The 21,728-nt window shown below is 69.9% G+C and carries 13 protein-coding genes; 4 read left to right on the forward strand and 9 right to left on the reverse strand.

Features of this window, described 5'->3' with window-relative positions; translation table 11 throughout:
* Positions 1-74: 74 nt before the first annotated feature.
* Positions 75-701 (reverse strand): maleylpyruvate isomerase family mycothiol-dependent enzyme, encoded by a 627-nt coding sequence (locus ACVHNB_RS20345; RefSeq protein ID WP_456225483.1) that lies wholly within the window; start codon positions 699-701, stop codon positions 75-77.
* A 321-nt stretch (positions 702-1,022) separates the two neighbouring features.
* On the opposite strand from ACVHNB_RS20345, the gene ACVHNB_RS20350 reads away from it, so the two are divergent.
* Positions 1,023-1,442, forward strand: a complete 420-nt coding sequence (locus tag ACVHNB_RS20350; RefSeq protein ID WP_428957308.1) for a hypothetical protein — start codon at positions 1,023-1,025, stop codon at positions 1,440-1,442.
* Positions 1,439-3,652 carry a tetratricopeptide repeat protein gene (locus tag ACVHNB_RS20355; RefSeq protein ID WP_456225484.1) on the forward strand — a complete coding sequence of 738 codons (2,214 nt, stop codon included), beginning with the start codon at positions 1,439-1,441 and terminating at the stop codon, positions 3,650-3,652. Before ACVHNB_RS20350 ends, ACVHNB_RS20355 begins: the two co-directional genes overlap by 4 nt.
* A 75-nt stretch (positions 3,653-3,727) precedes the next feature.
* On the opposite strand, the gene ACVHNB_RS20360 is transcribed toward ACVHNB_RS20355, so the two are convergent.
* From ACVHNB_RS20360 to ACVHNB_RS20370, 3 genes are all read right to left on the reverse strand, one after another.
* Positions 3,728-7,072, reverse strand: a complete 3,345-nt coding sequence (locus ACVHNB_RS20360) for a family 78 glycoside hydrolase catalytic domain (RefSeq protein ID WP_456225485.1) — start codon at positions 7,070-7,072, stop codon at positions 3,728-3,730.
* 495 nt (positions 7,073-7,567) lie between these two features.
* Positions 7,568-9,178 carry a DUF885 domain-containing protein gene (locus ACVHNB_RS20365; RefSeq protein ID WP_456225486.1) on the reverse strand — a complete coding sequence of 537 codons (1,611 nt, stop codon included), beginning with the start codon at positions 9,176-9,178 and terminating at the stop codon, positions 7,568-7,570.
* A gap of 244 nt (positions 9,179-9,422) precedes the next feature.
* Positions 9,423-10,067 carry a dihydrofolate reductase family protein gene (locus ACVHNB_RS20370; protein WP_428957304.1) on the reverse strand — a complete coding sequence of 215 codons (645 nt, stop codon included), beginning with the start codon at positions 10,065-10,067 and terminating at the stop codon, positions 9,423-9,425.
* 231 nt (positions 10,068-10,298) lie between these two features.
* On the opposite strand from ACVHNB_RS20370, the gene ACVHNB_RS20375 reads away from it, so the two are divergent.
* Positions 10,299-11,030: a class I SAM-dependent methyltransferase gene (locus ACVHNB_RS20375; RefSeq protein WP_428957303.1), complete on the forward strand. Its 732-nt coding sequence runs from the start codon at positions 10,299-10,301 to the stop codon at positions 11,028-11,030.
* Between the two features lie 91 nt (positions 11,031-11,121).
* Here the strand turns inward: ACVHNB_RS20375 and ACVHNB_RS20380 are convergent, their stop codons facing one another.
* The 5 genes from ACVHNB_RS20380 to ACVHNB_RS20400 form a co-directional block, all read right to left on the reverse strand.
* Entirely contained in the window at positions 11,122-12,573 is a 1,452-nt protein-coding gene (locus ACVHNB_RS20380; RefSeq protein WP_456225487.1) for an arabinose isomerase, read from the reverse strand.
* Positions 12,574-13,012: 439 nt separating this feature from the next.
* Entirely contained in the window at positions 13,013-13,738 is a 726-nt protein-coding gene (locus ACVHNB_RS20385) for a dienelactone hydrolase family protein (RefSeq protein ID WP_428957301.1), read from the reverse strand.
* 298 nt (positions 13,739-14,036) lie between these two features.
* Positions 14,037-15,065 carry a LacI family DNA-binding transcriptional regulator gene (locus ACVHNB_RS20390; protein ID WP_428957300.1) on the reverse strand — a complete coding sequence of 343 codons (1,029 nt, stop codon included), beginning with the start codon at positions 15,063-15,065 and terminating at the stop codon, positions 14,037-14,039.
* A gap of 54 nt (positions 15,066-15,119) precedes the next feature.
* The gene (locus ACVHNB_RS20395) at positions 15,120-16,454 is read right to left on the reverse strand and encodes an MFS transporter (RefSeq protein ID WP_456225488.1); all 1,335 of its coding nucleotides are present in this window, start codon (positions 16,452-16,454) and stop codon (positions 15,120-15,122) included.
* Between the two features lie 445 nt (positions 16,455-16,899).
* The gene (locus tag ACVHNB_RS20400) at positions 16,900-17,931 is read right to left on the reverse strand and encodes a LacI family DNA-binding transcriptional regulator (RefSeq protein ID WP_456225489.1); all 1,032 of its coding nucleotides are present in this window, start codon (positions 17,929-17,931) and stop codon (positions 16,900-16,902) included.
* Positions 17,932-18,285: 354 nt separating this feature from the next.
* Between ACVHNB_RS20400 and ACVHNB_RS20405 the strand changes: the two genes are divergently transcribed.
* Positions 18,286-21,675: a glycosylhydrolase-like jelly roll fold domain-containing protein gene (locus ACVHNB_RS20405; protein WP_456225490.1), complete on the forward strand. Its 3,390-nt coding sequence runs from the start codon at positions 18,286-18,288 to the stop codon at positions 21,673-21,675.
* Positions 21,676-21,728 lie beyond the last annotated feature (53 nt).

The following is a 21,728-nucleotide window of genomic DNA, read 5'->3' on the forward strand; positions in this document are numbered from 1 at the left end:
CGCAGACCAAGATCCTCCGACCCAGGAGCAGGTCAGCGCCAGGCGGCCTGCGCCTTCGACGCCATCTCCATGATTCAGCGACGCGCCGCCAGTTCTCCCACGCCCCGCCCACCGAGCTCGTCCAGCGCCACCCGGCGTCCACAGACAGCGAGGAGCAGGCTGAGTACGGGACCGGTCGCCTCAGGTCCCGTACCCACCGTCAGGTCGGCGTCCGTCGCCGTGAGCCGGATGTTCCCCAGCAACTCCTTGGCCCCGCCGAACGGCGCCGGAGTACGTGCCTGTAGGCGCAGCGCCCTCACGACCGCTTCCAGAGGGTAGGCGCGGGTGATTCCGAGGGGGCGGCGGATGTCCTCTCCATGGATCACTTCCTCCACGAGCCGGCTGTCGAGAGGTGCCGGAGGCCTCGACGTCCGTGTTGCCGCGCGACGGTAACGGTCCAAGGTCTCCTGTGGTGCGCCCTTGCGTTCACGCGCCAGGCCCAGGGTGTTGTGACGGTCGAAGTCGAAGCGTGCCCGGGCCAGACGGAACACGAACCCCAGTCGCGTCGTGCGAGCCGAGTCGGAGAGGTGGGCGACCACGTCGTGGACGGTCCACCCGTCACACAGCGAGGGCGTTTCCCACTGCTCGTCGCTCAGTCCAGCGAGGTCGTCGATCAACGCCGCACGCTCCGCATGCACCAGCGGCCAGACATCACCCGTCACGGCATCTCCTTCATGGGCCCGGTGTCCGCATCTAAAAGAAGTGACCGCGTGGACAGCCGGAACTCATCGCGTATGTGCGCCTGATCTGAGACCAGTGGCAGTCTGTTCGCTTGCCGGGCGCCGCTCCCCTGCCACAACTGCCGGAGCCGAAGGCCGAGTTGCCCGGAGGACCAGGCGGGGCGACGTCTGCCTGAAGCGTCGTCGCTCCGTGCCGTGTCCCCCGACCTCACGGACCTCTTGCCGCCCGGCTCCGAGGGCGCAAGTTGTTGCGTCATGCGTGGCTCGGGGACCTAAGATCGGATGTCGGCTTTAGGGGGGACCATGGATCCGGAGATTGCCGCGCTTGCGGGAACAGCAGGCACGACCGTCATCACGCTGATGGCCACGAATGCCTGGGAATCGGCGCGGGAGGGCGTGGTCGCTCTCTGGCGCCGATTTCAGCCCGCCAGAGCCGAGAGTATTCGTGAGGAACTGGAGGCCGGCCGGGAGGATCTCCTGCTCGCGCGCGAGGCGGGTGACGCCGAGTCCGAGACCGAGTTGACCGCCGAATGGCAGAGCCGCCTGCGCCGATTTCTGCTCGCGCAGCCCGAGGCCGCCGACGCACTGCGCCAGGTCCTCGACGAGCTGAACCCGTCGCCCTCGGAAGAGCCCGGTACGCAGCAGATCCGCCTGCAGGCCCAGGCGTCGGGCAGCGCACGCGTCTATCAGGCCGGACGCGATCAGCACATCACCGAACGATGACGCCACCGGAGCCGATGCAGGGACGCGCCTCGGGGCAGGCCCGCATCTACCAGACCGGTGGCAGTCAGTACATCGAGGAACACATCCACCACTACGCCCCCGGCTCGGCCCCGCTGTTCGGGACCCAGCCGGTGGTCCCGGCCGCACCGCAGCGGCTCGCTCCCGACTCCGTCCGCCTGCCGCTGGTCGGGCGCGCGCCCGGCATTCTGCGGGACCGCACCGAGGTCATGGGCCTACTGCGGGCCGCTGTCGCCGGCCCTGGTGGCGACGTACAGGTTCTGCACGGCATGGGCGGCTGCGGGAAGACAGCGGTCGCTCGCGCGCTGTTCACCGAGGCGGTACGGGAACACGGCCGTGTCGGTCTGTGGGTCAACGCGTCCGAGCATGTGTCCCTGCGTGCCGGCATGCTGGCTGTCGCCGGCGACCGGGGCGCCACCAGCGGCGAACTGGCTGCCGCGGCCAGCGGTCAGCGCGCCGCGGCCGACCTGGTCTGGCACTACCTGGACCACTCGGCGACGAAGTGGTTGCTGGTCTTGGACAACGCCGATGATCCCGCGGTACTGGAGGAGGGCGCCTGGCTGCGCACGAGCCCGCTGGGCACCGTGCTGGTCACCAGCCGTCATGCCACCTCTGCGCTGTGGCGGAGCCCGGGCGTGAGCAGCCACCGGCTCGGTGTGCTTCCCTTGGACGACGCGGCGCTGGTCCTGCGGGATCTGGCCCCCAACGTGGGTGCCCAGGAGTCCGCACGGAAGGTCGCCGAGCGCCTGGGCTGCCTGCCCCTGGCCCTGACCTTGGCCGGGGCTCATCTGGCGCACCAGATACTGGAGTCGTGGTCGATGGACGAGTACGACCGGAAGCTGAACGAGGAGTCGACGGCCCTGGTCGACGGCGGCGCCACCAGCGGCGAGCACTCCCGCCACCTGGTGGGCCGCACGTGGCAATTGTCGCTGGACACCCTGGCGGAAGGCGGTCTACCGGAGACGACCAGCCTCTTGCGGCTGCTTTCGTTCTGGACTGCGGATCCGGTGCCGCTGTCGCTGCTGATGCCGGCAGCGCAGGGCCGCATCAGTCTTGAGCACCTCGATCCGCCGCTGCCCGCCGCGCAGGTGGAGCCGGCCTTGCGTGCGCTCCTGGATCATTCTCTGGTCGACCTCGTCGAAGCGGACGGGCACCGTTGCGTGCGCGCCCACGGCGTGCTGCTGGACAGCGTCGCGGCGCGCGTATCCGCCGCGGAGCGCGTCCGTCTCGCTGAAGCGGCCGGCCAATTGCTGCAAGCAGCGCTGACGCAGGACGGTGCCGCGCAGCCCGAGCTTCGCTCCCTCTCCCGGCTGCTGGCGCCCCACGTGGCCGGCCTGTTGCAGCAGTCGCACCGGCACGGACTGGTGACCGAGGTATCCGTGCGGGTCGCGGTGCGGGTCGCACGGCTGGTGTACGAGGCGGGTGACTGGACCGCCGCGCTGGCCCTGGCATCCACCGCAGCCACGACGGCCACGGAACACCTGGGAGCCGAACACCCGGCAGCCGTCGAGGCAAGATCGGGCCAGGGCCCCATTCTGTTCCGGCTCGGCCGGTACGCGGAAGCAGCCGACCTCTTGGGCGCGGTCCACCAGGACGCGTTGCGCACGCTCGGTCCCCACGACACCCGCACGCTGGACGCGGCGTATGAATTGCAGCGAGTTCTGCACCGCCTGGGCGAGCTGGCGCAGGCCCGTACCCTGTTGGATGCGGTTCTGGACGGCCGTCGACGAGCGCTCGGCGAAGGCAGCGTGGCCACCCTGAAGACCCGTTGCGAGATGATGGAACTGCGCTTTGCGCAGGGCGAGTTCGATGACTACATGCAAGCGGCCGGCGAGCTGGTCGCGGACTGTGAACGGCACCTCGGCGACTCTCACCTTGTGACCGTCTGGGCGCGCGACTCACTTGCGCGGGGAGCCCTGCACTTCGGTCGGGGCGCCGAGGCAGAGGACCTTTTCCGGCAGGTGCTCGCCGGGCAGAAGGCCGGGTACGGAGACGACCATCCACTGGTCCTCGGGGTGCTCATCCAACTCAGCCGTGCCCAGCACGCGGCGGGCAAACGGCAGGAGGCCGTCGACAGCGCGCGCGAGGTGGCCGAGGGGCGGGCCAGGATCCTTGGAGAAGATCACCCCGAGACCGTCGCGGCACGCGCGTGGTGCGCTGAGATCCAGGCGGCCCCACCTGCGGCAGGGTGACCGTCCAGCAGCGACAGTGATACTTCGGAACTGCGGCGCGGCTGGACGGTCGTGCCCGAAATCCAGTTCCCCCCGTCAGCTGTTCACGATGATGGAGTGTTCGCCTGACGCGGCCCGGAACCTGGCGACGCCCTCGGCTGCGGTCAAGGGTGTGACGCCGTCGGTGGCTCGGACCCGGGCGCCGTGCGGACAGGGCACGGTGACTGTCGCGGTGGTGTTCGGCGGCACAGCGACGTCGATCGTGAAGGTCCGCCCCTTGGTGCGCCAGTCGACGGAGACTCTGCCGCAGGGGGTGTCCCGGTGCGCCGAGACGGAGGTGAGGCCTCTGGGGACGTACGGGCGGATCGCGATCTCTTTGTAGCCGGGGGCCGCCGGGCGGATGCCGGCGAGGTATTTGTAGAACCAGTCGTCGACCGAGCCGAACATCGCGTGGTCGCGGGAGCGGGGGCCGGCGATCCACTGTTCCCACAGCGTGGTAGCGCCCAAGGAGACCCAGTAGCCGTAGCTCGGGTAGGTCTTCTGCGTGACCACTTGGTAAGCAAGGTCCACGTGCCCGTACTCGGTGAGTGCCGGGAACAGGGCCATGGTGCCGACGATGCCGGTGTCGAGGTGGTTGCCGTTGGCGGTGATCTGCCGCACGAGGTTGGCGACGACCGCGTCCCGGTGTGCTTCGGGGACCATTCCGAGGAACAGCGGGTAGGCGTTGGACGTCTGCCGGTACGGCGTGTCGCCGGTGCGGTAGATCCCTGCCTCGGTGTCGAGGAATTCCGCGTTGAACGCGTCGCGAATGTCCGCCGCCAGCTTCTCGTACGTCTTGTGGTCCGCGCTCTTGCCGAGGACTTCAGCGGTACGCGACAGCAGCCTGGCGCAACGGTAGTACGAACCGGTGGAGACGAGCTTCGCGCCTTCGGGCGGGGCGACGTTTCCCGGTGAGCACCAGTCGCCGTAGGTTCCGTCGAGGAGCGAGCCGGTGGCCCGGCCCTTGAGGTGGTCGACGAAGCGGACCATGCGGTCGTAGTAGGCGTCCAGAATTCCGGTGTCGCCGTACTCCTCGTACAGCATCCAGGGCAGGACCAGCCCGGCGGTGCTCCACGTCGGGTCCGCTCCCGCACCAGGGCTGATGGCCGGTGCCAGGTCGCCGAAGTTGCCGTCTCCTCCCTGGTCGTCGCCCATCACGTGGAGGAAGTTGGTCCAGAACGTCTGCGCGTCGAAGTTGTCCAGGCTGGGCGCGCAGAACAGTGCGGCGTCGCCGAGCCAGCCGCGCTTCTCGTACATGGGGGTGTCGGTGGGTATGCCCGTGAGGTTGTTCGCGAGGGTGTCGCGCGTCATCCGGTGCACGGTGTTGACCAGGTCGTCGGAGCAGCGGAAGTCGCCTGCCGCAGGCAGGTCGCTGGTCATCACCCGGGCCGTCAGCGCGTCGCGGGGCGGGGTGCCCGGATAGCCGTCGACCTGGACGTAGAGGAAGCTGCCGTAAGTGAAGGACGGCTCCCATGTCTCCAGGCCCCTGCCGGACGTGGTGTACGTGCTGTGCTGGATCTCGCCGGGTGTGATGCCAGGGTCGCCCTCGTTGTTGACGGTGCCGTCGTCGTTGAGGGTCTCGCCGTATCGCAGGTGCACGGTCGTGCCGGCCGGTGCTCGGACCTGGAGCCGGGGGCGGCCGGTGATCATCCGCGGGAAGCGGAAGACGTGAGCGCCGGAGTCCGTCCGGGTCACGGCAGAGGCCTGGAGTGTCTGTGTCACTCGCACCGGCGGCATCAGTTGGGGGCGTACTGCCGGCGGGAACTTCGCTCCCGTTCCGACCGTGACCGGGGTCCAGCCTTCCTGTGACGCGCCTGGACGGTCCCAGCCGGGCAGTTCGGCGCGTGCGTCGAACTCGTCGCCGTTGTAGACCGAGTCCTTGAGCGTCGGCCCCGGATGCGCGTACCAGCTTCGGTCGCTGACCACGGTGGTGGTGCCGTCGGCGTGTGTCACCTGAAGCAGGGCCCGGAGTGCGGGGCGCTCGGCGATCCAAGTCGCCTGGTTCCAGTAGATGTTCGGGCTGTCGATCGCGTAGAACGAGCGGCCGAGAACGGCACCGAGGACGTTGCGGCCCTGCCGTAGGTGGTCGGTGATGCCGTAGGCGCTGTACTGGCCTGCGGTGTCGTAGACGCTGGGTGCCGGGTCGAGTTCACGGTCGCCGATTCGAACGCCGTTGAGCGACGCCACGTAGTAGCCCAGGCCGCAGACATACAGGCGGGCGGAGACGACGGGCGCGCCGAGCTCGAACTCCTTGCGCAGGTACGGTGCCGGGGCACTGCTGTCCACCGAGACACCGCTCCCCCACGGGCCCGCCCCGAACTCGCCCTGGTCGAGCGGCTCTTTCCATGCCGAGTCGTCGAAGTCGGGCGTCTGCCACCCGTCCGGCGCCGAGGTGGACGTGCGCCAGGACGTGTCGGTGGGCAGGAGGTCCTCGGTTCCGCCCGTGGTGACACGCATGACCGAGAGGAGACCGGCCGGCGTCTTGCCCTCATTGGTGACGGCCACGGCGATGACGTTCGCGCCCGCGCGCAGCAGCGGACGAACATCGTGGACCTGGGCGCGCTGCCAGCCGTTCGTCTGCTGCGGGCGGGAGGCGGCGAGGGTTCCGTTGATGTACAGGTCGTAGCGGTCGTCGGCGGTGATCAGTGAGATCGCCCCGGTCACGGCCAAGGTGTCGGCCACCGTGAACGTCTTCCGGAAGAAGCGGACTCCATCCGGGAAGGAGTCCCCGGCCGCGCCCTCCGGGTACCAGATCCAGTGCGCGTGCTCCAGCGTGGGCAGGTCAGGGGCCTGCTGCTGTATCCAGTGCGCACCGTGCCAGTCGGCCTCGTCCAGCGGGCCGACCTCGAACCATGACGGTGTACTCCAGGCCGATACCGTTCCGCGCGCGTCCCAGGTCCGCACGGCCCAGTAGTAGCGCCGGCCGCTCTGCAGCGCCGTTCCGGCATAGGTGATGTCGACGCATTGGTCGGAGGCGACCCTGCCGCTGTCCCACGCGTCGCCGTGCCCGGCCCGGACCTGCTTCTCCTCGTGTCCGACCACCACCTGGTACGCCTTCTGGCTTCGGTCGGTGGAGTGGCTGGACCCGGTGGAGCGCCAACTCAGGCGTGGCCGCGCCGTGTTCAGCGCGAGTGACTTCTCTGCATGCTCGGCCCGTAGTCCGACCGGTAGCTGGCTTCCGCCTGACGCGGAGCCCTTCATCGTGGAGCCCTTCGCAGCCTCGTATGCCGAGGCGGGGCTCGGCGCGAGGAGTGGACTCGCCAGCGTTGACGCGCCGATCAGGCCGGACACCCCGAGGAGCCGCCGCCGAGGCCATCGTGTGGGTGACGCGTCGTCCGGCGTGTGCGGCTTATCTGGTGAACCTGACTCAGCGGCAGGGTAGTCCGGCACGAGCACCTCCATGCTGCTCTTAAACGTTTCAGAGCGATCGGCGCCCAAGTCTGGCCACTTGAGGCGTTGCCAGCAAGGAGTCGGACACGACGAATTCAGGCACGGTCAACACGTGCACCATTTTTCAACTCCGGCCATCCACAGCGGGGTTGACGCCGTAGCGGTTGGCACCTAGGTTGCACTTCGCTGAAACGATCCACCAATTGTCGATCTGGGCTTCCACCGTCAGACCTGCCGTGTTGGTGAACCTCTTCGTTGCAGTCGGCCACCCTGCACGGGCCCACGGGAGGAATCCAGGCCGCAAGCGCCTGATTACCGCGTAATGAAGCAGGACGCGCGGCGGCCCGAAAGGACGCGGCACCTGCCTGGAGGACAAGGACGGATGACCGGCGCCCCGAACTCCCGGCTGGAAGCGCTGGGAGTTCGGGGTGCCGGTCACGGCGCCGGCCGGCGACCGCGTGCGCTGAAGGGCAGGTGACAATGTCGCGTCATCCGTGCCGATGGACCTCAGCCGAGTTCGGCCGCCAGGCGATCCAGGCCCATCGGGCCGAGGTCCAGCGCCTTGGTGTGCCAGCGTTTCAGGTCGAAGCCGGGCTTGCGGGCTGCCGAGGCGCGGGCGGCGAGCCAGGCGCGTTCGCCGAGCTTGTAGGAGCTTGCCTGGGCGGGCCAGCCGAAGTAGCGCAGGACCTCGGGGGTGAGCCGGTGCTCCGCGGTGCGGGCGCGGTCCCGTAGCACCGTGCGGGCGGTGTCGAAGTCCCAGCGCGAGCCGTTCGGCAGGGGCAGGTCGAGGTGCACGCCGATGTCGATCACCACCCTGGCGGCGCGTCGTGCGGCCCCGATCAGCATGCCGAGGCGGGAGCCGGGTTCGGTGAACCAGCCGAGTTCGTCGGCGAGGCGTTCGGCGTAGAGGCCCCAGCCCTCGGTGTAGCCGTCGACGGCGTTCAATCTGGTGAAGCGGGACACCCGGTCGCCTGCCAGTCGCATCGCGCCGATCTGCAGGTGGTGGCCGGGGATGCCTTCGTGGAACACCGCGGTCAACTCGTTCCACACGCCGAAGCGTTGCCGCCCGGCCACCGGCCACCAGGTACTGCCGGCCCTGCTCAGGTCTTCGCTCGGTTCGGTGTAGTACGGCGAACCGAAAGAGGCGTCGCGGGCCAACTGCACGGCGAGGGTGCGTAGTTGTGGCGGGATGTCGAAGTGGGTGCCGTCGAGATCGTCCATGGTCTGCTCGTGCTTCGCGCGCAGCCAGGCCAGATACGCGTCCTCGCCTTCGACGCAGCCGGTCGTGTCGAGGATGTCGATGGCTTCGTCGATCGTCGCGCCCGCCTTGATCCGGTTGGCTTCCTCGGCCATCTCGGCTTCGATCCTGGCCAGTTCCGCCCAGCCCCAGTGGTAGGCCTCCTCGGCGTCCAGGTCCATGCCGAGGCTGAGTCTGGCTTCCACCCGGTAGCGCTCGACGCCGACACCGTCCGCTTCGGCGGCCTTCGGCGTGTACTCCTCGCGCAGGTAGCGGGCCAGATCCTGGTAGCCCTGGTACGCGGCGGCGGCGGCCGAGGCCAGTTCGCCGGCCAGCGGGCCGTCGCCGTGCTCGTCGATCAGGTGGTCGTGCGCGCCGACGTAGCCCTCCGCCTGGTCGGCCATCGCGAGGACCTGACGGCGGGCTGCTGCCATGTCACGGTGGAGGCCGAGGGCGAGGCTCTGCCGCAGGCCGGTCAGCATCGCGGGGACCGCGGCGAGCCGGGCGGCAAGATAACGCCAGTCGGATTCGTCCTTGCGAGGCAGCAACTCCGTGCTCACGCGCAGCTTGTTGACCAGGCCGAACGGCACCCGGACCATGCGCAGGGGTTCGCCGATCTCGTGCCAGGCGCGCTGAGCGTCGAGGCGTTCGCGCAGGTGCTCTGCGGCCAGCCGGTCGTCCGGCGACTGCGGGGTCAGCTCGGCAAGGCGTGCGAGAGTCGCGGTGATCAGCTCGTGGCGGGCGGCGTGGCCGTCCGGGCTGAAGTCGGTCGCCGGTTCGCCCGACTCGGGCAGGCTCACGCCGAGGAACCCGGCGTCAACCGGGTCGAGCTCGGCGGCCCGACGCACGTACTCGTCGCAAAGGTCGAAGATCTGCGTCATTCCGAGAGGCTATGGGGCCGCCCTCGACTGCCGGTCGACTCGGGGGCGGCCGTACGAGGGGATTGAGGTTCGCGTCCCCGGCGACCTGCTTCTTCACCGCGGATGGACGGCTCCGATGCCCGGATTCCGGTCGACCTCACCGTGCCCCCGGGTCCTCAGGCCCAGGACAGGACGGTCGGCTGATGCACCGTCACCCGCCCGCCCACAGCGAGGCGTTCGCAACGGGCGCAGGCGCCGAGGGGCCTCAGTCGCTCGTTCCGACACCCCTGTCGGGTGCGCTCATGTCGCCCGTGGCGGGAGTGCCGTCGGCCAGTCCGTAGCGCAGGAATACGGTGCCCTTGGGGCTGGCTGCCGGGGGGGCGAGGAGCCTGATGTTGGTGGGTACCGCGCCGTCCTCGAACACCTTCTTCCCTACGCCGAGCACGATCGGGTGCAGCCAGAGATCGAGGCGGTCGAAGAGCTTCTCGCGCAGGAGGCTCTGCACGAGGTTCAGGCTGCCGACGACCTTCACGTGCTCGTGCCGGTCGCGGATCTCTCGCACCGCGTCGGCCAGGTCGGGGCCGAGCTGTGTGGACCCGGCCCACGGGAGGTCGGGCTTGCCGCGAGAGGCCACGTACTTGGGGACGCTGTTGAACAGCGTGGCGATCTCGTTGTCCTCGCCGCCCTTCTGGTGGGGCCAGTAGGCAGCGAAGATGTCGTACGTCCGCCGCCCGAGCAGCAGGGCGTCCGTGCCTTCGTACGCGGCACCGATCTGAGCGCCGGCGACCTCGTCGATCAGGGGGGCCTGCCACCCGCCGAACGGGAAGCCCGTCGGATCCTCCTCGGGCCCTCCGGGCGCCTGACCGACGAGATCGAGGGTCGCGAACATCTCGATGTGGATCAGGCCCATGGCTTACTCCCGATGAGTTGGTTGTCTCCGTCCATAGATAGACCCGCGGACGCCCGCAGACTCATCGCCGCGCCGGTGTCCGGCTTGCCCCGGCCGATCGGCACGGCCTGAGCCCACCCCCTGGGAGAGGTTTCGCCGGGCCCTGCCGACCGAGTTCGGGAGGGCGTACCTTGTCAGATCGTTGACCACATCGAGCAGAGGCGGCTGGTAGCACGTCCCACCACCGTGGTCATGACCGAGTTCGGTGGTGGCGCCGCCAGGGAGGCAACCGCCATGTCACACCTCGACAGCCAGATTCCCTACTGGGATGCTGCCGCGGCCACGAAGACGTTCACACACCCGCTCCACCTGCCATGGCTCGACGGGATCGACCGGCACGCCGCGATTCTCGACTACGGATGCGGCTACGGCCGCACCCTGCAAGACCTCGAACAGCAGGGCTTCGACAACCTCACGGGCGTGGACACCTCACCGGGAATGATCGAACGGGCGCGCCTCCTTCATCCCACCATGCGCTTCACAGTGCTGGACGCGCCGCCGCTCTCGCCGTACCCAGATGCGGCCTTCGACGCGGCCGTGCTGTTCGCCGTGCTGACCTGTATCCCTGGCGAAGGCGCGCAGCACCGATTGATCGCTGAGCTCATGCGGGTTCTCAAGCCTGGCGGGACCTTGTACGTCAGTGACTTTCTGTTGCAGGAGGACGAGCGCAATCGCCGTCGCTACGACCGATGTGCCGCCCGCTATGACAATTACGGCGTCTTCGAAACCGACGACGGCGCGGTCTTCCGCCACCATCCCCGCTCGTGGTTCGACTCTCTGCTGTCCGGGTTCGAAGGCCTCGCCACCCGGGACATCACGGTGAACACCATGAGCGGCCATGAGTCGACGGGGATCCAGATCCTCGCCCGTAAGCCCGGGCCGGCGTCAGCTGAGCCGCTGTCCGGCCGGAGCTCGCTCTCCTGACGCGCACGTGGGGCGAGGTGCGGCTCAGCCGTTTTCTACGGTCTCAGTTGGCATCTCGCCGTCGGGCCCGGCAGGCGCCGCGCCGTATCGGTCACACCTTCACCTCGACGAACGGCAGCCCGAGCAGGTCCGCGACCGCCCGCAGATCCTTGGACCGGTGACCGACGCACAGCGCCCAGTGGTGGCCGATGCCCGACGCGCTCCACTCATCGGTCCATTCGCCGGGATCGCAGCCGAAGTCGACGCGGGAGGTGGTGTTGCCGATCTGCAGCAGCGGGCCGGGGACCACCTCGCCCTCGGAGGCGATGACGGTGTACGTGCCGTTCTCGTCCTGGCCGAGGCCGAACGTGGTGACCGGCCCGTGCTGCACGTCGAACTCCACGCTGACGCCCCAGCCGCGCTTCCCGTGGTACACGCCGAGGCCCCGCAGCAGGGGGTCCGTGCTGCTGATGGCGAGGTGGGCGGGGCCGTCGTGGCCCATCTCCACGACGTTGTCGTCGAAGTTCAGTGCTTGCAGTTCGGTGAAGGATCCGCCCGCTCCGATGCGGTCGGCGATCAGCATGGCCAGGCTGGTGCGCAGCTCGTACTCGCCGGCCGCGGGGATCCCGCGCGCCGTGAGCAGCGATGCGCCGAGGATCATGCCCGCGCCGAGCCGCTCGTGCAGTTCTCCCTCAAGTCCGCGGTGGTAGTAGGCGAGAGAGTCGAGGGCAAAGTCGTCGACCAGGCGGTCCAGGCCGACCGACACCTGTGCGCCCCAGCGCAGGTCCTCGTCGACGACGGACTCGTCGAAGGTGAACACCTTGCGGGCCACGGCCACCCGCTCGTCGACCTCCCGCTCCGTCACCTTCGCGACCCGCACCCGCAGGTCGTCCACCTCGAGGACCTCCACGTGTGACCCGAACTGGGCGGAGACCAGTGTGAGGTCGGTGGACACGTCGAGCATGCCCGGATAGAGGTGCCCCATCAGGCCGTGTCGGGCGTGGCGCATGGCGGCGCGCACGTCGGCCGCGCGGATCCACCGCTCGATGCGCGTCCAGGCGTTCTCGTCGTGCAGGTGGCCCGACACGGACCGGAAGGGGATCCGCGCGCGGCGGAAGACATTGGCGATCTCCGGGAGCGGGCACTGACCGCAGTAGGCGAGCCACTTGCCCGTGTCGAAGGCCGAGTGGTCCATGGCGGCGGTCGGCTGGAGGTCGATGACCAGCACCGGGGCCTGGCTGCGCTGCGCCACCGGCAGGATCATCGAGGAGGTCAGATAGGTCGTCAGGAACGTGACGATGAGGTCGCAGTCGGCCTGACGCAGCCGGTCCGCCGCCCGCGCGGCCTCCGGCGGATCGGAGATGAAGCCGACGTCGACGACCTCGCATCCCATACCGGTGATCCGCGCGGAGACCTCGCGGGCCGACTCCTGGAGCTGTTCCAGGAGCCCGGGAAACTGATCCCAGTAGGCGCCAAGCCCTCCGGCGACAAGGCCGATCCTCGTCTTACGAGGGTGCACGCGGGACAGCCCCGCTGCGTCGAGCACATTGAGATCCGTGGGCACGTGCGGCTCCTTCGTGTGACTGCGAACGAGTCTTTAAAACGTTTTAAGACCGTCGTCGGGGAACCGTAGGACGCGGGTGAGGAGTCGTCAAGAGGCCTTCTATGCCCTCGTCCGCTCTCAGAATCATTCGCCGCAGATTGCGCAACGGCTAGACGAGGACAATGAGTGGCTTCGAGAACGACTCGCCTCCTTGCGCCTGGAGCACCGAGAGCTCAAGGGCCGCCTCGCCACCTTCGCCAGGGTGATCCACGTCCTGGAAGTCGAGAATGCCCAGTTGCGGCAAGCACAGCCGGGCGGCGTCGTCCGGGCCCTCGCCCAGAGCCTGGGAACAAACCCCCGTCTGCGCAGCGGGTTCCAGCACGCACGCTCGCGGCGTTGCCGAAAAGCCCCCGGGACGACCGGCTTGGTTTGCGGTCCGGGATCGTGGTTGCCGACCAGATCACTCCGTGATGGGCAGGCACTCGGCGAGCAGGTCGAGGACGTCCCGCCAAGCTCGCCGCGCGTGCTGCGGGTGGTAGCCGACCCCGGGGCGCACGGTGTGGTCGACCGATGGGTGATGGAAGGCGTGCAAGGCGCCGCCGTAGACCACGAGGCGCCAGTCGACGCCCGCAGCCTGCATCTCGGCGGTGAACGCGTCCCGTTGCGCGGGCGGCATGATCGGGTCTTCCGACCCGACCCCGGCCCACACCGGGCAGTGAATGCGCGCCGTCTCGCCCGGTCGGCCCGTGGTCAGTGCGTTGACTGTCGCGATCGCGCGCAGGTCGACGCCGTCGCGCCCGAGTTCCAGCGCGATGGCGCCCCCGGTGCCGTAGCCGACGGCGGCGATCCGGCCGAGATCGGCCCGCGGCTCGGCGCGGAGCACGTCCAGCGCCGCGTGGCCGATGCCTCGCATCCGGTCGGGGTCGGCGAGCAGCGGCATGCAACGGGCCAGCATCTCCTCAGGATCGCCCAAATAACGCCCGCCGTGGAGATCGAAGGCCAGCGCCACGTACCCCAGCTCGGCAAGTGCATCGGCCCGGCGGCGCTCGACGTCGCTGAGCCCCACTCCCTCGGGCCCGACCAGGACCACGGGCCGGCGGTCGACACCGGCCGGGAGCGCGAGATGCCCGATCATCGTCAGGCCGTCGGCCGCGTATTCGACCGTGCGCGTTGTAACCGTCTTCATGAGCCTGGACTGTAGTGAGCGTCGAGTCCGGTCGGGCCGGTGTTCTGCCGCCGGCAGAAGGCAGGTCTCCGGCGTATTCCGGAACCACCCCGTCAGCGTCAGAACCAGGCAGCCACGAGCCCTCGCGCAACACGCTCGGGCTGGACACGGAAGGTGAACGGACGGATCAGCAGGAACGCTGACGAAGCCACGCCGCGCCGACCGCGACCGACCAGGCACGCTCACCTCTGCGACTGCGACTGCAACGCGGCTACGGCTACGGCTACGGCTACGGCTACGGCTACGGCTACGGCTACGGCTACGGCACGATCACGTCCGCGACCGGCCCTGTGCGCACCGCTCGGCTGGAGGAACGGATCACCAGCTCGGGCTGGAACACCACGTTGGCCCGCTCGGCCTGGGGGTCGGCCACCTGCTGCAGGAGCAGCTCGGCGGCCCGTCTGCCGATGGCGCGGGCCGGCTGCCGCACGGTGGTGAGAGCGACTCCGGCGGTCTCGGCGAAGTCGATGTCGTCGTAGCCGACGATCGTCAGCTCCTCCGGCACGGACACGCCGCGCCGTGTGGCGGCGTTCACGGCCCCGATGGCGAGCAGGTCGTTGGCGCAGAACAGCGCCTGCGGGCGGCGGTCGGCCGGGCGGTCGAGGAGTTCGTTGAGAGCGCGCGCACCGGCCCGGATGGTCATCTCGTCGAGGTGGACGGCCTCGATGTCGTGGCCGCGGAAGGTCGACCGCAGTCCGTGCAGCCGGTCGGTGACCTGCCGCAACGCAGGGGGACCGCCGATGTAGGTGACGCGTCCGTGACCGGCCGCCGTGAGGAGTTCACCGACCAGCGCGCCGCCGCGCACGTCGTCCACGGCCACCGAGGCGAACCCCGGCCCGGTCGGCACGCGGTCGACGAACACGACCGGTGGCCGGCTGCGCTGGGCGGCCAGGAGCTGGGCCGCGGCCGTCTCCTGGATCGGTGACAGCAGGATGCCCAGCACTCTCTGCTGGCCTAGATGGCGCAGGTGGGCGGTCTCCCGCTCGGGGTCGCCCGCGCTGTTGCAGACGATGACCGCGGCGTCGTGCTCGACGGCCACGTCCTCGGCGCCGGCGATGAGCTCGGCGAAGAAGGGGTTGGCGATGTCCAGGACGACCACGGCGAACGTACGGCTGTGCCCTGCGCGCAACTGCCGGGCGGGCTCGTTGCGGACGAATCCGAGGTCGGCGATGGCGGTCTCGACGCGGGCCCTCAGTTCGGGACTGACCCGGTCAGGATGGTTGAGCACATTGCTGACCGTGCCCAGGGACACGCCGGCGAGCCGCGCCACATCCTTGATATTGGCCATGCTCTCCTCCGGTCCCGCCGACCGGCCCACCCTACCGGCAGGTTGCGCCGCGTCTCAGGGCGCGGCCCGTACGGAGCGGTCGTCCTCGGTGAGGGGTGTCGAGAGGATCTCGCCGTAGCGTTCGGCCTCGATGTCCTCCAGTGTCCTGCCTTGGGTGCGGGGCGCCCAGATCGCGCCGATGACGAGCGCGAGAACCAGGAGGCCGATCATGACGAGGCCGACGGCCGGCACGCCCTGCTCGTCGAGCATGGTCGGGAAGTAGTAGCTGAGCAGGCCGATCGCCACGCGTGCGGCGAAGAAGAGCACGCCCTGGGCGCCCGCCCTGTACTGCGTGGCGAACAGTTCGCTGGTCCACACCGCGTAGAAGGCCTGCGCCCCGATGCCGGCCGAGACACCCCAGCAGACGGCGAACAGGAGCAGCACGGGCAGGGTGGCGTGGACGAAGACCAGGAGCACCCAGGCGACGACGGCGAGCGCGGCGCCGATGGTGTAGAGCAGGCGGCGGTTGATCCTGTCGCCGTACTTCATGAAGCCGAAGTAGGTGGAGAGCACGGTGACCGTCCACATCAGTACCTGGAGCAGGTTCTGCTGAGCGGCGCTCTCCACGCCGGAGGACTCGTAGACCCGCGGCATGAAGATGCCCATCTGGCCCGCGACCACGCCCCAGAATCCGTAGATGCCGAAGAGGAACAGCAGCGCCCGCACGTTGGGCCGGCGCGAGAAGAGCTCCCGCAGGCCGTCGCGGGGTCCGGCGCTCGACTTCTCCTTGCTGGCCTTCCACAGGGTGGATTCGCTCAGGCCCTGGCGTATGTACCAGACCACGAAGGCGACCACGAAGAGGTGGAGGAAGATGAGGCGGCTGCCCAGCAGTCCCAGCGGGCCGGTGAGCACGACCGCGAGCAGGAAGCCGACCACCGGGCCCATGGACCAGGCGAGTTGTGCCGCGCCGACGCGCTTCGCGCGCTGCTCCGGCGGTGCCTCCTCGGCGATGTACGTCCATGAGGCGGGGACTCCCGCCCCGACCGCGAGGCCGGTGACGAGGAAGCCGGCCAGCAGCATCCCGTAGCTGACGGCGCCCGCCGCGAGCAGCACCCCGAGCATGTAGAGGAGCAGGTCGTACGTGTAGATGAACTTGCGGCCGTAACGGTCGCAGAGGGGTCCGCCGACGACGGCTCCGATCGCCGCGCCGAACGCGTTGGCGCTGAGCGCGGCCAGCAGGCCCACCGCGAAGTCGTCCACGCCGAATCGGTCCTGCCACAGGGAGAGGCTGGTGGCGATCGCGATGATCGACCCCGCCTCGATGTAGTTGGACATGGCGACCGACACGGTCGCCTTCCAACCTCGTGTGTCCTTGCTCCCGATGCGCATCGTTGCTGCCCTCTCGGCCATGGTCGAGCGAAGGTGGATCGGCCCGGCGGGTGCGGTCCGCCGGACGGTGTGAGTCGGTGGTTGCGGGTGGTCTCGCGGTGCGGGCGCGAGGTCTCCGATGCGGCAGGCAGGACCGTGCCACCGGCGGCTGGTCCACCGCCGGGCAGAGCTGTGCCCCAGGGTGTCCGGTGCCGCCGGGCCTATGCGGTCCGCTCGGCCCGTAACGCGGGGAGGCCGCGTCGGCGCGCGAGTTCCGGAACGGAGTGTCCCGCCCGTGCGGGGCGCCGTGAACGCACGCACACGTCACCTTTCACGGCTGCCTCCTTGCGGTGCACGTCATCACCCTCCGGGGGTGAAGCGTTTCAAATGTGCGACCCGGGGACGCTGTCACGCCCTCCACGGAAAAGCAAGGGGTTGTTCCGGAACGGCACTTGCCACGACGGCGCGCCCCTCGGGCGGGGCACCGTCATGGAGCACTCTCGCGCACGACCATCGTGGGCGTCAGGATGCGGGCCAGGTGCTGGTGGCCGCCCCCCGACTCCACTTCGTCGAGCAGGAGTTCCACGGCGGTTCGCCCCAGTTCCTCCACCGGCTGGCGGACGGTGGAGAGTGGAACCGTGGAGAAGGCCGCAACATCCAGGTCGCCGAAGCCGACGACGCGGACGTCCTCGGGTACCCGTACTCCCTTCTCCACCAGCCCGCGGACGAGACCGGCGGCCAGGAAGTCGTTGGCGCAGAACACCGCGTCGGGCAGGCGGGGCCCGGTGACGAGGGTGTGGGCCGCCGCTCTGCCCGCGGCCACCGTCATCTCGTCCACCGCGATGTGCGTCAGCTCGACCGAGGGGTGTCGTCCGGCGGCGATCTCGGCGCCTGTGGCCCGGTCGGCGCACTGCTGGATGTCCGGATCGCCGTTCACGACCACGATCGACATCGCATCCGTCGAGGTGGCGGGCCTGCCGGCGATGAGGTGCTCAACGGCCTCCGCACCGCCCTGCACGTCGTCGACACTGACCGAGCAACCGTCCCCGTCGGGGTCCGCGCGGTCCGCGGTCACCAACGGCAGCCCACGTCGGCGCAGTCGGGCGAGCCGCGTGCGATCGGCGCCGAGGGGCACCACGACCGCGCCGACGGCGCGCTGGTCGGCCAGCATGTCGAAGTAGCCGCGCTCCCGTTCCGCGTCGTCGCCGCTGTGGCACAGCGTCAGGGCGTAGCCGCGCTCGTACGCGGCGTCGGCGGCGCCCGCCGCGATCCGCGCATAGAAGGAATTCACCACGTCCGGCAGCACCAGGCCCACGGCCGAGCCCCGGCCGCTGCGCAGGTTGGAGGCACCCGAGTGCGGCACGTAGTCGAGTGCGGCGACCGCGGCCATGACGCGTTCGGTGGTGGCCGCGGTGACCCGTTCGGGCCGGTTGAGCACGTTGGACACCGTGGCGACGGAGACTCCCGCGGCCGCGGCGACTTCTTGGATACGGGCCGTTCGCCGCGCTCGGTCCTTCATGCCTGCGTCTCGTCGCCTCCTCGTTGCGGCGGCCCACTTTAATGCTTCGTCCGTCGGTGTCGCCGAGGCGAGCGAGTGAACCTCTTGGCGCGAACAGAGGGGCTGTTCGACGCGTGCGGAAGGGCTCCTCGTCGCGCGCGAAGTGGCTTCTCTTCGTCGGCAGTTGACAGCGACGTAACCGTTGACGGCCCTCGCAGGTAACCCCTAGGGTGCCGTGAAACGTTTCATGGCGTTCCACGAACTGCCCCTGCGTCCCGCCTCGTTCGACCGTTGCCGACACCGAAGGCACACGGTCCGGCCGACGGACGCGACCAGGACCGCCCGCCTTCCACCCCCCACCTCCGTGGAGCAACGTTGAACGACAGACCGAACGTCGAGATCGTGACGACCCACGACGCTCCGCTGCCCTCGCGCCGTGCGGTGCTCGCTCTGGCCGGGGCCGCCGGGCTGGCCGCGGGTCTCTCCCTCACCGGCGCCGGCCGCGCGGCCGCCGCGTCGCCCGAGGACGGGTTCGACTCCGGCCGTTTCGCCGATCCCCGTGCCGACAGCATGCCGACCGTCCTGTGGTTCTGGAACGGGGCCGTCACCCCTGATCTGGTCCGTGAACAGCTCGCCGACCTACGGGACAAGGGCGTTCACGAAGTGCTGGTCTTCCCCTTCCAGACCGAGGCGCTCGAACCGGCCTTCTTCACCGAGGACTGGTTCTCCGTCATCGAGTTCACCCTGCGCGAGGCCCAGCGCCACGCCATGCATCTGTGGCTCTTCAACGACGACTACTTCCCCAGCGGCCGTGCGGCCGGGCTGGTCGTCGGCGGCGGAACGGTGGGCGGACGCACGCTGCCGCCACGGCCCGAGCACGGGCTCAAGGGGGTGGGACACACCTATGCCGACGTGTCCGGCGGCACCACCGTGCCCCTCGTCGCGGCCGCCCTGTCGGTCGACGACGGGCGCCTCCTGGTGGACGCCGGCCTGCACGACGGCGTGGTGCTGCTGCGCGACGGTTCCCGATGGACCGACTACACGGTCCACGCCACCGTCCGGCCGGAGCGCTCCACCGCCGGACTCATGCTGCGCTGTACGGACGAGGCCAACGGGCTGCTGGTCGAGCTGCGCACCGACGGTGGGGTCGACGTGTGGCGACAGCGCGACGGGCGGTTCGAGAACCTGCGCCGCGGCGATGCGGTCGACGGATTCGACGCGTCGCACGACCACGAGCTGACCGTCGCCCTCGACACCGACCACATGAAGGTGTCGCTCGACGGGACCGCGCTGCCCTCGGTCGCGGACCTGGACGCCACCGACGGGCGCATCGGTGTCCGCGCCACCGCTGACCAACGCTCCTCATGGGCCGCCCTGTCGGTGTCCGATCCCCAGGGCAAGGATCTGTATCGCCAGGACTTCGGGACACAGGCCGCCCTGGACGACTTCGACCTGCCGGATCCCCCGGCCCTCGCCGCGGCCGCGGCATGGCCTCAAGGGGCCTCCAGCACCGACGAGTTGGTCGATCTCACCTCGCAGGCCCGGGCCGGCAAGAGCTGGACGGCGCCGTCCGGTCAGTGGCGCCTGGCCCTGTTCCCGGTACGCGAACTGGCCCAAGCGAGCGGCGAGGCCCACAACTATCTCGACCTGATGGACGACACAGCGGTCGACCTCTTCCTGGACACCGTGGCGGGAGAGTACGTCCGCCGCTTCCCCTGGGCCGTCGGCACCGTGCTGCGAGGCTTCGCCGACGACGAACCGTTCCTCGCGTCGTCCACCGGGCACGGGTTGAACGCGCTCCCCTGGTCACCGACGCTGGACGACGAACTCGCACGCCTGGGCACACGTCCCGGCGCCGCGCTCGCCGCCGCCCACACCGACGGCCTCGGCGCCTCCGGCGAACGCCTGCGCGGAGTGTTCTGGCGCGCGGTGTCCAACCGTTACGCGGACGCCTACTACCGGCGGCAGGGCGCATGGATGGCGGCGCGCAAGCTGCGCTTCATCTCCAACCCGCTGTGGGACGAGTACGGCCCGGCGGAGCAACTGGGCAGTTCCGGCAACCTCCACACCACCGATCAGTGGGCCCAGGTCCCCGGGACCGACCTGATCTTCGATCACTACCAGCGCGGCTACCACCGCACCCTGTCCCGCTGGCCGGCCTCCGCCGCGCACCAACTGGGCAAGGAACGCGTCTACTTGGAGGCCATGGGCGGTACGGGATGGCCCGTCACACCCGCGCTCACTCGCGAGGTGATCGGTGCGTTCGCCGTGCGCGGTGTCAATCACACACTGCTGCACGCCCGGTTCAGCAACGACAAGGACATCGTGTACCCGCCTCCGTTCCAGTCCGTGAACCCGTGGTGGGAGTTGTCCCGGCCGCTCAACGACTGGATCGGCCGTCTGATGGAGGCGTGCCGCGCTCCGGCGCGCCCCCGTACGGCACTGCTCCAGCCTCAGCGTGCGGTCGAGTGTGTCCAGGACACGGCGGGCGCCGACCGGCTCGACGAGGACTTCGTCGCCGCCGTCCACGCTCTGGAGGACGCCCAGATCGACTTCGATCTGCTCGACGAAGGCGCCCTGGGGAACGACCCGGCGCTGCGCGCCACGGCCGAACCGAAGGGTGACGGGCTGGTCGTGGGGCGGCAGGAGTACCGGACCGTGGTCCTGCCCACCACACCCGTCCTGGCCTTGGCGACCGTGCGCACGCTGGAGCGATTCGTGCGCGGTGGCGGCGCCGTGGTCGCCGTCGGAGACCTCCCCGTCCGCGAGGCCGGCGGCAACGACGCCGACCTGGAAAGCGCCCTGCACCGCCTGTTCGCCGACGGCCGCGGCGCCCATCAGGCGGCCACCACGGCCGAGGCGGCGACAGCCGTGGTCGCCTCCGGCACAGCGGCGGCCACCGTCATCCCGCACACCTCCGACGTACGGGTGATGCGCCTGGCGCGCGGCCGCGACGCGGCGTTCGTCGTCACCAGCGAACGCGCGACGCCACTGGACCTGACCCTCACCCTGCCCGCGGCGGGGGTCCCGGAGGTCTGGGACCCCGACACCGGGCGCGTGACGGCGACCGTCCCGTGGCGTTCCGCTCCGTTCCCGGGGCAGAGCGGCTCTGGGACCACCGTCGACCTGCGGATCGAGGCGAAGGCGACGCTCGTCGTGGTGGTACGCGCGTCCGGCCGCGCTCCCCTGCACGTGACGTCGGCCTCCGCGCAGGTCCTCGCCGTGCGGGCCTCCGGACAGGGCGCGGTGGCCACCGTCCGCGCGGACAAGGCGGGCACGATCGAGGTGAGCGCGGCGCACGGATCGCGACGCTTCAAGGGGAGCGCAGAGGCGGCCGGTTCGCTCGATCCCCTTCCTCTCGACGGCCCCTGGACGTTCCGTTTCGACCGGGACGGGTCCGCCGAGCAGTCCCGCGAGCTCGGCGACTGGACCGCACTGGATCCCCGGTACTCGGGATCCGCCTCCTACGAGAAGACGGTGGAGCTAAAGCCGGACACCCTGTCCGGGCGGGTGTGGGCCCTGGATCTCGGTGACGTGCGGGACGTCGCCGAGATCACGGTCAACGGCACCCCGGTGGGCCCACGTTTGTGGGCGCCCTACCGGGCGGACGTGACGGAGTTCCTGCGGCCCGGCAGCAACGACATCCGCGTCCGTGTGACGAACACCGGCGCCAATGAACGGGGCGAGACCGTGCCGTCGGGGCTGATCGGACCGGTGCGTCTGTACCCGTCCCGCTCCGTGGAGGTGCGCCTGTCCGCTGTGTGACCGGCCGTCACAGGCGCGGCTCGCACCACATGTCGCGCGGCACCCGTCGAGGA

The organism is Streptomyces sp. YJ-C3, from assembly GCF_053891275.1.

What these genes read in the sequence shown, in the direction of transcription:
- ACVHNB_RS20350 (WP_428957308.1), top strand. Translation starts at nt 1,023, where the DNA reads ATGGATCCGGAGATTGCCGCGCTTGCGGGAACAGCAGGCACGACCGTC.
- ACVHNB_RS20355 (WP_456225484.1), top strand. Translation starts at nt 1,439, where the DNA reads ATGACGCCACCGGAGCCGATGCAGGGACGCGCCTCGGGGCAGGCCCGC.
- ACVHNB_RS20360 (WP_456225485.1), bottom strand. Translation starts at nt 7,072, where the DNA reads ATGGAGGTGCTCGTGCCGGACTACCCTGCCGCTGAGTCAGGTTCACCA.
- ACVHNB_RS20365 (WP_456225486.1), bottom strand. Translation starts at nt 9,178, where the DNA reads ATGACGCAGATCTTCGACCTTTGCGACGAGTACGTGCGTCGGGCCGCC.
- ACVHNB_RS20370 (WP_428957304.1), bottom strand. Translation starts at nt 10,067, where the DNA reads ATGGGCCTGATCCACATCGAGATGTTCGCGACCCTCGATCTCGTCGGT.
- ACVHNB_RS20375 (WP_428957303.1), top strand. Translation starts at nt 10,299, where the DNA reads ATGACCGAGTTCGGTGGTGGCGCCGCCAGGGAGGCAACCGCCATGTCA.
- ACVHNB_RS20385 (WP_428957301.1), bottom strand. Translation starts at nt 13,738, where the DNA reads ATGAAGACGGTTACAACGCGCACGGTCGAATACGCGGCCGACGGCCTG.
- ACVHNB_RS20390 (WP_428957300.1), bottom strand. Translation starts at nt 15,065, where the DNA reads ATGGCCAATATCAAGGATGTGGCGCGGCTCGCCGGCGTGTCCCTGGGC.
- ACVHNB_RS20395 (WP_456225488.1), bottom strand. Translation starts at nt 16,454, where the DNA reads ATGGCCGAGAGGGCAGCAACGATGCGCATCGGGAGCAAGGACACACGA.
- ACVHNB_RS20400 (WP_456225489.1), bottom strand. Translation starts at nt 17,931, where the DNA reads ATGAAGGACCGAGCGCGGCGAACGGCCCGTATCCAAGAAGTCGCCGCG.